Raw genomic sequence first — 10,909 nt, 5'->3', positions numbered from 1 at the left:
TCTGAAAATCACCCGTCACGCCCCTCTCCGCGGCCACCCCCTCCGCCACCCCCTCCCGCAGCGCTCCCTCTCGCTGGGTGGGGAGGGGGTGGGGGTTGGTTGAGGGGGGTGGGGTGGTGCGGCTTGGGGGTGGGGATAGGGGCGGGGGTGCGGGCGTCGCCCGTACGGAGCAGTGGGTGTCGGGGCGGGCACGTATGCTCGATGGCGGAGCGCAGCCGTACGGAGCTTGGGAGCAGCAGTGGCCGTCTGGGACGACCTGGTGGGCCAGGAGCGCGTGGTCGAGCAGCTGACCGCCGCCGCCAAGGCGGCCGGGGCGACGGTGGCGGCCGGCCGGGGGGCCGGGCCGGCCGAGGGGGCCAACGCCTCCCTGATGACGCACGCCTGGCTGTTCACCGGGCCGCCCGGGGCCGGGCAGGTCACGGCCGCGCGGGCGTTCGCCGCGGCGCTCCAGTGCACCAGCCCCGACCTCGCCCTCGGCGGCACGCCCGGCTGCGGGTTCTGCGAGGGCTGCCACACCGTGCTGGCCGGCAGCCACGCGGACGTGAAGTACGTCCGGACCGACGGGCTGTCGATCGGCGTCGGCGACATGCGTGACCTCGTGCTGCGCGCCTCCAGCTACCCGACCGGCGGGCGCTGGTCGGTGATCCTCGTGGACGCCGCGCACCGGCTCACCGAGGCGGCCGCCAACGCCCTGCTGAAGGGCGTCGAGGAGCCCTCCCCCCGTACCGTCTGGCTGCTCTGCGCGCCCTCCGTCCAGGACGTGCTGCCGACCATCCGTTCGCGCTGCCGCCTGCTCGTCCTGCGCACCCCGGCCGCCGAGGCGGTCGCCGACATGCTGGTCCGCCGCGACGGTGTCGACCCGGAGACGGCGCGGCTGGCCGCGCTCGCCGGGCAGGGCGACGTCGAGCGCTCCCGCCGCCTGGCCGTCGACGAGCAGGCCAGGACCCGGCGCACCGAGGTGCTGCGGATCCCCCTGGAGGTCTCCGACATCGGCGGCTGCCTGGCCGCCGCCCAGCGACTGGTGGACACCGCCAAGGCCGACGCCGAGGCGCTCGCCGAGACGCAGGACGCCAAGGAGACCGACGACCTCAAGGCCGTCTACGGCGCCGCCGAGGGCGGCAAGGCGCCGCGCGGCATGGCCGGGGCGGTCAAGGAACTGGAGAAGCGGCAGAAGAGCCGGGCCACCCGCACCCGCCGGGAGACCCTCGGCGTCGCGCTGCTCGACCTGCTCGGCTTCTACCGCGACGTGCTCGCGCTCCAGCTCGGCTCCACCGGCGCGCTCGCCAACGAGGACCAGCGGCAGGCGCTGAACCGGGTCGCCCAGGCGGGCCCGGCGGAGGGCACGCTGCGCCGCATCGAGGCGGTGCTCGCGTGCCGCCGCGCGCTGGACCGCAACGTCGACCCGCTGCTCGCGGTCGAGGCGATGACGGTGGCGCTGCGCGCGGGCTGAGGCGTGTGGGGGGTGGATGGGCTTGGCAAGGCGCGCGGGTGGGTCCGGGGGCGTGCGTGTGGGGCCGCGGGCGGGCGCGTTCCGCTTCCCGCCCTACCCCGGTGTCCCACCTTCGAGTGAACGGACGGTACGCGCCGGGCACACCCGCGTGTGACCGTCCGGTCGTCCCGCACGCTGGGGGCCGACTGCGCCCCGGTGCCGGGGCCGTCGCGTCCCGTACGGCGCCGGGTCCGCCCCGGTCGTCCGGTCCTCCGCCCTAGGTGGTGCGTCCCGTGGTCCGTTCGCTCCTCGTCATCCCCCTGTTGGCCGCCGCCCTCGGCGGCCTCTGGCTGGCCCGCGGGGCCCACCAGCGCTGGCGCGACCTGCGGGCCGCCCAGGCATACGAGCTGGCCGGGGACCGGTGGCCGATGCTGCTGCGGGCCGCCGGGGCGATGGTCTGCGGGGTGTGCGTCACGGCGCTGACGCTGCTCACCGCCTTCGGCGCGTTCGGCGGCATGAACCGGACCGACCAGGAGCCGGCGGAGCGGGCGGAGCCCGCCGTGGACGCGGCCGGTCCGAGCGGGGCGCAGGTCGCGGCCTCCCGGCAGCAGGCCGTGCCGCCCACCACCGAGGCCGCCGTGGCCCAGGCCGCGGTGGCGACCTCGCCGGCCGCCGTGGCCAGCCGGTTCGACAGCGTCGGCCACCCGGGCGGCGGCGAGCTGCTGCAGTCCGCCGTGCTCGGTCCCGACGGCAAGCCGCGCAACGTCCGGGTCTGGCTGCCGCCGCAGTACGCCAAGGAGCCGAACGCGCGCTTCCCGGTCGTCGTGATGCAGGCCGCGACCCCGCGCAAGACCGCCGACGCCGAGGTCCCCGACGTCTTCGAGGGCATCGGTTCGGCCCTGCAGAGCGGCAAGGCGCGGCCGTTCATCCTGGTCGCCCCCGAGGCGCCGAGCGGCACCGCGCACCCCTGCGACCTCGTCGCCGCAGCCCCGCAGGCCGTCGCCGACGACGCGGCGCTGCGCACCACCATCGCCGCCACCTTCCGCGCCCTGCCGCCCGGCCCGGGCTCCTGGGGCACCCTCGGCGTCGAGGGCGGCGCGCCGTGCGCCGCGGCGGCCGGACTGGCCCGCCCGGACCTGTACGGTGCCGCGGCGGCCGTCTCCGGGCGGTACGACGCCGCCGCGCTGACCCAGGCCGGTGCCGAGGCACCCGCGGGGACGGCGGCGAAGCTGATGCTCGCCGCCGCGAAGGCGGACGCCGCCGGCCTCGACGCGGCGCGCAAGCTGCAGGCCGCGCTGCGCGGCGGCGCCGGCCCTGCGGCCAGGGCGGACGTGCGGGTCTCGGACAACGTGCAGGACTTCACGCCCGACCGGGAGCGGCTGCGGCTCGTGCGGCAGGCGGCGCAGTACCTGGCCGACACGCTGGGCAAGGCCTCCTGAACTGGGCTTTCGGCGGGCACTACGCTGCCCGGTACCCCGGACGGGTACCGGGCAGCGGTCGTTGTGAGCGGGTCGGGCGGATCGAACCGAAGGGATCCGGATGAAGGCCACCGGGCGGGTACTGGCTGCGGCGCTCGTCGCTGCCGGGGTGTTGGCGGGCGGGTGCAGCGCGGGCCTGCCCGGGGCGGGCGGCGATTCGGGTGGCGGTTCGGGCGGTGTGGCGGCGTCGGGGTCGGCGCCGGGGTCGGCGCCGGGTTCCTCGCCGGGCTCGCCGCCCGCCGAGGTCACGCCGCTGGAGCCGCTGCCCGCCGAGGCGCCCGCCGCGCTCGACCCGTACTACGGGCAGCGGCTCGCGTGGCAGGCGTGTGACGACGGGTTCGAGTGCACCACGTTCAAGGTGCCGGTCGACTACGCCCACCCCGCCGACGGCGACCTCACCCTGACGGCCGTCCGCGCCCCGGCCATCCCGGGCGCGGGGGCCGCGGCGGGGGCTACGCCGGTCGGCGGCCGGCTCGGCTCGCTGCTGCTCAACCCGGGCGGGCCCGGCGGGTCGGCGGTCGAGTACGTGGAGGCCGCCGCCCGGACGTACGACGGTGGGGTCCGCGCCCGGTACGACCTCGTCGGGCTCGACCCGCGCGGGGTCGGCCGCAGCAGCCCCGTCACCTGCCTGAGCGGCGACCGGATGGACGCCTTCACCTCCGTCGGCTTCACCCCCGCCGACCAGCGCGAGGTCGACGCCCTGGTGGCCGCCGACAAGGAGTTCGCCGAGGGCTGCCGGCAGCGCGCCGGCGCGGCGCTCGGCCACGTCAGCACCGTCGAGGCCGCCCGCGACATGGACGTGCTGCGCGCGCTCCTCGGTGACGGGCGGCTCAGCTACGTCGGCAAGTCCTACGGCACGTTCCTCGGCGCCACGTACGCCGGGCTCTTCCCCGGGCGGGTCGGGCGGCTAGTCCTGGACGGCGCGATGGACCCGTCCCTCGACTCCGTCACCGGCAACCGGACCCAGGCCGGCGGCTTCGAGACCGCCTGGGCGGCCTTCGCCAAGGACTGCGCGCGGCGCGACGACTGCCCGCTCGGCCGCACCGAGCAGGAGGCCGGCGAGCAGCTCGGCGCCCTGTTGGCAGCCGTCCGCGCCAAGCCGCTGGCCACCACCGACGGCGGGCGCCGCCTCAGCCACGCCCAGGCCACCACGGGCGTCCTCGAAGCGATGTACGCCGACTTCCTGTGGCCCAAGCTCCGCAGCGCGCTCACCGACGCCAAAACCGGGGACGGCACCGGGCTGCTGAAGCTCTCGGACTCCTACTACGGGCGCGAACCGGACGGCTCGTACCCCAACCTGATGTTCGCCAACACGGCCGTGAACTGCCTCGACCTGCCCGCGCCGTTCGCCGGCCCGGAGGACGTCCTGCGGGCGGTGCCGGAGTTCGAGCGGAGCTCGCCGCACTTCGGCCGCGACATGGCGTGGATGGCGCTGACCTGCGCCTACTGGCCCGTGAAGGCCACCGGTTCGGCGCACACCGTCCGGGCTGCGGGCGCCGCCCCGATCGTCGTCGTCGGCACCACCCGCGACCCGGCCACGCCGTACGCGTGGGCCCAGGCGCTGGCGCGGCAACTGGAGTCCGGGCGGCTGCTCACCTACGACGGGGACGGACACACGGCGTACGGGCGGCACAACGCGTGCGTGGACGCCGCGGTCAACCACTACCTCCTGACGGGCGAGCCGCCGGAGGAGGGCAAGCGCTGCGGTCGGTAGGCGATCGAGGGCCGTCTCAGCAGGTAGTTTCCGCTTCAATCGACCACCGGTACGACGTTACGATGAGCTCCCCCTGCCCTCCTCCTCTCCCCGGAGTGCACCGTGCTCGGTGTCAACAACCTGGCGACGTACGTCATCGGCGCCCTCGTCATCGTCCTGCTGCCCGGCCCCAACTCCCTCTACGTGCTGTCCGTCGCCGCCCGCAAGGGCGTCCGGACCGGCTACCGGGCCGCCGCCGGCGTCTTCGTCGGCGACTTCACCCTCATAAGCCTCACCTCGCTGGGCGCCGCCTCGCTGCTGAAGGCCAACCCGGCTGTCTTCGCGGTGGTCAAGTTCGGCGGCGCGGCCTACCTGCTCTGGATCGGCTTCGGCATGCTCCGCGCGGCCCGCCAGCTGTGGCGCGAACACCGCGCCGCCGCCGAGACCGGCACCGCCACCGCCACCGCCGAGCAGGCCACCGGGGCCGTCGAGCGGCCGTTCCGGCGCGCGCTCGTGATCAGCCTGCTGAACCCGAAGGCGATCTTGTTCCTGCTGTCTTTCTTCACGCAATTCGTCGACCCGTCCTACGGGATGCCGGTCTTCTCCTTCGCCCTGCTCGGCGGCATCCTGCAGGCGTTCAGCGTGCTCTACCTCACGGTGCTGATCTTCGCCGGCACCACCCTCGCCACCGCCTTCCGCCGCCGCAAGCGCCTCTCCGCCACCCTCACCAGCGGCGTCGCCGTCCTCTTCGCCGGCTTCGCCGCCAAGCTCGCCGTCTCCTCCGCCTGACCCCGCCGCGATATCCCGGTACGGATCACCCGCGAACCTGTGTAGACTGGCCCGCGTTGCCAGCACACGCACGGCAGCGACGCCGCCTTAGCTCAGTTGGCCAGAGCAACGCACTCGTAATGCGTAGGTCGCGGGTTCGAATCCCGCAGGCGGCTCAGTGAAGGCCCAGGTCATATAGCCCATGACCTGGGCCTTTTGCCGTCTCTTGACGTTTGGGCAGGTGGCAGCAACGCGCTACAAGATCGCTTGCGTGAGCGATGCGTGAGCGCGGGTGTTGATCTTGGGTTAGGCCTTGGCCTTCTTGGCCTTCGACTTCGCCTTCTTCGCGGCCTTCCGCTTGGCCTTGTCCGCTTCGGCTGCGGCCTTGGCGTGAGCCTCGGCTTCGGTCTTCCGCTGGAGGGGGACGAGCTTCGCGGCAGCCTCGGCGGCGTCCTTGGCGATCTCGGGCAGGACGCTGGTGTAGATGTCCGAGGTGATCTTGATGGAGGAGTGGCCGAGCATGTCGGACACCACCTTCATGTCGACCCCGCCTGCGAGTGCGAGGGTGGCCGCGCCGTGGCGGAGGTCGTGCAGCCGGATCGGTGGCTGGCCGGACGCGGTCACGAGTCGCTCGAACATTTCGGTGACCTTGCCGGGGTGGAGCCAGGAGCCGTCCTCATTCGTGAAGACCCGGCCGGTGTCCTTCCACGCCGGCCCCCAGTCGTCCCGCTCCTTCTGCTGCCGCTCGCGGTAGCGCCGGAGGACGGCCACCGTGTCGTCGTCCAGCGCCACGGTCCGGAAGCTCCCGTCGGTCTTGGGGTCGGACTCCTCGACCTCCCAGCCGTCCTGCACGAGCTGGGCCGTCACGGTCAGCGAGCTGTTGTCGAGGTTGGTCTCGGACCACGGCTGGCCGCACGCCTCGCCCCGGCGCAGCCCGCGGAAGGCGATCACGTGCCACATCGCGTACAGGCGGTCGGCAGCCACGAAGTCGAGGAACGTGCCGGTCTGTTGCGGCGTCCAGACCATCACGGGGGAGGGCTTCACGCCGGTCGCCTTCCACTGGGCGACCCGCTCAGGCGTCCAGACCAGAGCCTTCGGCTTGGCGGCCGGGTCGAGCTTGACGTGGGCGGCCGGGTTTAGGGTGATCAGGCCCTCGGGGATCGCGTCGTTCAGGGCGGTCCGGAGTGTGGCCCGGATGCGCTGGCGGGTGGCCGCACCGGTTGCTCGCCGAAAGGGCGGCATCACGGCGAGTTCGGCGCGCAGAGCCTTGCGGCGGGCGCGGTTCTCGACGCCCTTGATCGGCACTGTGGCGAGCTCGGCCTTCAGCGCGTGCCGCAGGGCGTTGTTCTCCAGGATCTCCTCGTTGGCGTCGGCGATGGCCGTGAACATCTCGGCGAGCGTGCTCACCCGCAGCCGGTCGACGCGGATGTGCCCTATGCGGGGCTTGAGGTGGACCCGCACGTCACACTCGTAGCGGGTGATCCCGGACTTGCGGATCTTCTTGCCGGCCAGCCAGGTATCGAGCCACTCGCCCACGGTGACACGGCTGGACAGATCCTGACCGGCCTTCAGGCGGTTGCGGGTCTCCTCGATGTCGGGCAGCTGGGTCTTCTCGTCTGCGACCTTCACCAGGAGGTCGGCGACCAGGGCCGGCCTCCACCTCGTCGCCGAACTCGCGAAGGACCGCCCCGTCCTCGACCGCTCGGACATCCACGCCAGCCACCGCCAGCAGCCCAAGCACCTCCAGCACACCGCCGCCAACGTCGCAGAGCGACTGATCCTCTCCCGAACCCGCGACCACGGCATCGACCTCTCGCCCCACGGCCTCAACGGCCTCGTCCTCGACCCGCGCGTCGGCATCCACGCCACCGTCCTCGCCGCAGCCCGACGGTACGAAGTGGACACGGCCGTCATGACCATCACCGAGAACGCGGCCAACCACATCGCCGCCCACGGCCAGCACTTCCGCCAACACGACGGCACCCGGCTTCAGTACGCCCTGCACGGCCACCTTCCCTACGACCACACGGCCAGCCTGCAGCCGGTGCACGAGGCGTACCGAGCCACCCAGGAGGTCAAGGACGGCTTCGAAGCGTGGTTCCTGCCGCTCGTCTCGCTGAGGACCAAGACCGTAACCCGTCCGGATCAGCTGCCCGCGCTCTTCACGCACTACATGCGGGCACACATGGCCAGGCTCGCCGAAGTCGACGGAGCCGCCCTCCAGGCCGTAAAGCACGCGGTCAGTGTCGGCAACACTGAATGGATCACGGACAAGCAGGCGCTGGCCAACGTGATGGCTAACTGCGGGCCAGCGCTGGCCACCATCCCATGGGTATGACGCGAGTCACTGTCATACCAGCGTGGGATGGCTGGTGTGGTTGTAGCCCCCGCTGGGGTCGATGCGTGAGCGAATGGTGCGACACATGCCGGTTCCAGCAAGATCACGGATGACATCGCAACGCTCTGACCTGCTGATTCGTCGTGAAGTGGTTGATGCTGGCAGCAGCCAACATGATCACTCTCGGGCTGCGTGCGCTGTAGCTGAAGAGAGACGAAGCCGCTGCCCTTGGTGACGATACGACTTGTCTGCTTTGCCCTTGTGGAGGTGCCTGGTCTGGAATGATATGCGGGTCAACACGATCAGCAAGGTCAACCAGCCGCGGGAGTCAGGCGGCCGGCTGGCACCTGGCCTCAAGAGGAGCAGGCGCATGGCAGAGAAGGCGAATCCTATCCCCGTGTCGGATGTGACCAGCAGCACCACGGAGGGCGCGGACCGGATTGTCGATGTCGTCTCTAAGCGCGAGATTCCTGCTACTCCTGAGGAGTTGGAGGCGGTTCAGCCGTTTGCTCGGCAACTGATTGAAGACTACGGATACCCCGCGAGTCACCTCCGGACCAGGCCGCAGTGGCATGTCAAGGCTTCGCCGTCGGACAAGGCAAAGAAATATCCTGTAGACATTGCCGTTTTTGAATCTGAAACGCACTCCGACTCAACTTTGCGGATTGTTGTTGAGTGCAAGAAGAAGAAGCGTAAGGACGGCCGAGACCAGCTCGAAGACTATATGAGGCTCTCGCGGGCTGAACTGGGTGTCTGGTTCAACGGGGATGAGCGGCTCTTCTTGCGGAAGGTTGAGCATCGCGGCAAAGTCACGTTCGAGGTAATTCCGAATATTCCTCGCTATGGCGAGCGAGTTGAGGACATTGGCCTTTACACTCGCGAATCCCTTCGTCCTACGCACAACTTGCGCTCGACTTTCCGCGCGATCCGAAACTATCTCGCGGCAAACGCGGTCGGTATGACTCGGGACGAGGTGCTTGCTCAGCAGATCATCAATGTCATCTTCTGTAAGATCTATGACGAGCGATTCACCGAGCCGAAGAAGAAGGTTCGCCTGCGGGCCGGCGTTGGCGAAAGCGACTCTGCGGTGGCGCAGCGCGTGCGGGACCTGTTCTCTCATGTAGTCGAACGGTATGACGACGTTTTCGATGAGAATGACACAATCTCTCTCGATGACGCTTCCCTCGCATATGTGATAGGCGAACTCCAGCCCTACTCGTTGATGGATTCCGATAGGGACGCTGTTGCAGATGCTTTCGAGACATTCATCGGACCTTCCCTGAAGGGGGCTCAGGGGCAGTTCTTTACGCCTAGGAACGTAGTCCAGCTAGTCGCTGAAATGGTCCGGCCTACGACTCACGATCGAGTCATCGACCCGGCATGTGGGTCAGGTGGTTTTCTGGTTGAATGCCTGCGGCGCCTTTGGGAGCAGGTCGAGGGCGAGGCGGAAAGGCTTGGGTGGCCGGAGAAGGAAGCGGACGCTGACAAGCAGAAGGTCGCGATCCGCAATATCCGAGGCATCGATAAGGACTCTTTCCTTGCCAAGGTCGCGAAGGCGTATATGGCTGTGCTTGGGGACGGGCGAGGTGGCGTGTTCTGTGAGAACTCCCTGGCTAACCCCACTGAATGGCATGCAAAGGCAGCCGATGAGGTGCGAGATGGGCTATTTGACGCGGTTCTGACCAACCCTCCCTTCGGTAAGAAGCTTAAGGTAACTGAGTCTGGGACTCTCAAACACTACGAGCTGGCGCACAAGTGGACGCGGGACACAGCCACGGGGGAATTTAGGAAGTCTCAGACCGTAGGCGACGGTCAGGCGCCGCAGATTCTCTTTATCGAGAAGTGTCTAAATCTGATGCGGCCTGGCGGTCGGCTCGGAATTGTGATTCCTGAGTCGATGCTCTGCAATCCCTCGCACAAGTTCATCGTGTCCTACATCTTGGGCAGGGCGCAGATTCGGGCAGTTGTGACTATGCCCGAAGATCTCTTTCAGCCGTATACTCACGCAAAGACTGCGATCGTGCTGATTGAAAAGCATCCCGAATCAGGGGCGCCGGAAGCTGACTATCCGGTATTCATGGGGCTTGCTAAGTGGTGTGGCCACGATTCGCGGGGACACCAAATCCCTCACGATGACCTCCCGGTGATTACGGACCGGCTTAAGCGGTTCCATGCGGGTGAAAGCCTGGAATTTGACCATCTTGGGTTCACGGTAATGGCAAGTGAGATCCAGGATCTCATCTATCTGCCTAAGTACTACAACCCCGAACTCAAGCAGCGGCTTGATGAACTCTCGGACACCCATGAACTGGTTAAGCTTGGCGACTTGGCCGACGATGGAATTATCGAGGTGGGCACAGGCCATGAGGTGGGCAAGCTCGCGTACGGAACTGGCTCTATCCCGTTCATTCGTACCTCCGACATTGCTAACTGGGAAATCAAGGGCGACCCCAAGCATGGGGTAAGCCAGGATCTCTATGACGGGTTTGCTGCTCGGCAGAATGTCGCCGTTGACGACATTCTGATGGTGCGGGACGGCACCTATCTGGTGGGAACTTGCGCGATTGTGACAGAACTCGATGCCAAGATTGTTTACCAGAGTCATCTTCTAAAGTTTAAGTCGCTCGACCACGAGCGGATGAATCCGAAGATGCTCCTGGCGTTGCTCTCGTCGCCGATTGTGAAGGAGCAGATCTGGTCGAAGAGGTTCACTCAGGACATCATCGATACCTTGGGTGCACGTTGGCGTGAACTTGTCCTGCCGATTCCCCGGGATGCAGGCGACCGGAAGGAAATCGTCGAATCGGTCCAGTTGGCCATCCAGTCGCGGATTGATGCAAGGCTTGCGGCGCGCAAGGCCGTGATGCTTGTAGCTCCTCATGGCTCGCTTGATCCTGATGTCGATTACGACTTCCTGGTAATTGGGCGTTCGTAGGGGTCTGCGTTGCAGCGTGTCGCTGGCTTTATTGGCGGCAATGTGCTTCGAACCTTTAGCTCCGCGCGGCCCACCGGCCGTGCGGAGCTAAAAAATGGATTTCGGAGCTATGCGGGTGTGAGGTATTAGGGGCCACGCTGAACGCTGCCAGCCGGCTCGTCACCCGCTTGTGTGGCTACTTGTCGATGTCGCCGACGACGAAGAACATCGACCCGAGGATCGCGACCATGTCGGCGACCAGGGTTCCGGGCAGCAGTTCGGTGAGCGC

General features: G+C 68.6%; 6 protein-coding genes, 1 tRNA gene and 1 pseudogene. 7 read left to right on the top strand and 1 reads right to left on the bottom strand.

From position 1 onward, the window contains the following. Positions 1 to 238 precede the first annotated feature (238 nt). The 5 genes from AB0O00_RS19725 to AB0O00_RS19705 all read left to right on the top strand — a co-directional run bounded on the left by AB0O00_RS19725 (position 239) and on the right by AB0O00_RS19705 (position 5,544). The gene (locus AB0O00_RS19725) at positions 239 to 1,450 is read left to right on the top strand and encodes a DNA polymerase III subunit delta' (RefSeq protein ID WP_363653457.1); all 1,212 of its coding nucleotides are present in this window, start codon (positions 239 to 241) and stop codon (positions 1,448 to 1,450) included. Positions 1,451 to 1,722: 272 nt separating this feature from the next. Continuing rightward, on the top strand, positions 1,723 to 2,868 hold the full coding sequence (locus AB0O00_RS19720; RefSeq protein WP_363653455.1) for a hypothetical protein: 1,146 nt from the start codon (positions 1,723 to 1,725) through the stop codon (positions 2,866 to 2,868). Positions 2,869 to 2,968: 100 nt separating this feature from the next. After that, positions 2,969 to 4,621 carry an alpha/beta hydrolase gene (locus AB0O00_RS19715; protein ID WP_363653453.1) on the top strand — a complete coding sequence of 551 codons (1,653 nt, stop codon included), beginning with the start codon at positions 2,969 to 2,971 and terminating at the stop codon, positions 4,619 to 4,621. Between the two features lie 102 nt (positions 4,622 to 4,723). Beyond that, positions 4,724 to 5,389: a leucine efflux protein LeuE gene (gene leuE, locus AB0O00_RS19710; protein WP_363653451.1), complete on the top strand. Its 666-nt coding sequence runs from the start codon at positions 4,724 to 4,726 to the stop codon at positions 5,387 to 5,389. Between the two features lie 81 nt (positions 5,390 to 5,470). Next, positions 5,471 to 5,544 (top strand) — tRNA-Thr (locus tag AB0O00_RS19705). A 130-nt stretch (positions 5,545 to 5,674) separates the two neighbouring features. Here the strand turns inward: AB0O00_RS19705 and AB0O00_RS19700 are convergent. Then, positions 5,675 to 7,015 (bottom strand): annotated as a pseudogene (locus AB0O00_RS19700) (site-specific integrase); the annotation flags it as partial. Between AB0O00_RS19700 and AB0O00_RS19695 the strand changes: the two are divergent. Continuing rightward, positions 6,960 to 7,706 carry a hypothetical protein gene (locus AB0O00_RS19695; RefSeq protein WP_363653459.1) on the top strand — a complete coding sequence of 249 codons (747 nt, stop codon included), beginning with the start codon at positions 6,960 to 6,962 and terminating at the stop codon, positions 7,704 to 7,706. The pseudogene AB0O00_RS19700 and the gene AB0O00_RS19695 overlap by 56 nt on opposite strands. 370 nt (positions 7,707 to 8,076) lie before the next feature. After that, positions 8,077 to 10,641: an N-6 DNA methylase gene (locus AB0O00_RS19690; RefSeq protein WP_363653449.1), complete on the top strand. Its 2,565-nt coding sequence runs from the start codon at positions 8,077 to 8,079 to the stop codon at positions 10,639 to 10,641. Positions 10,642 to 10,909 lie beyond the last annotated feature (268 nt).

The sequence above is a fragment of the Kitasatospora sp. NPDC093558 genome, from assembly GCF_040683475.1.
In the GTDB taxonomy this organism is placed as follows: domain Bacteria; phylum Actinomycetota; class Actinomycetes; order Streptomycetales; family Streptomycetaceae; genus Kitasatospora.
Note: the sequence above shows the minus strand (reverse complement) of the source record. Positions and strands in the feature narration are given on the sequence as shown.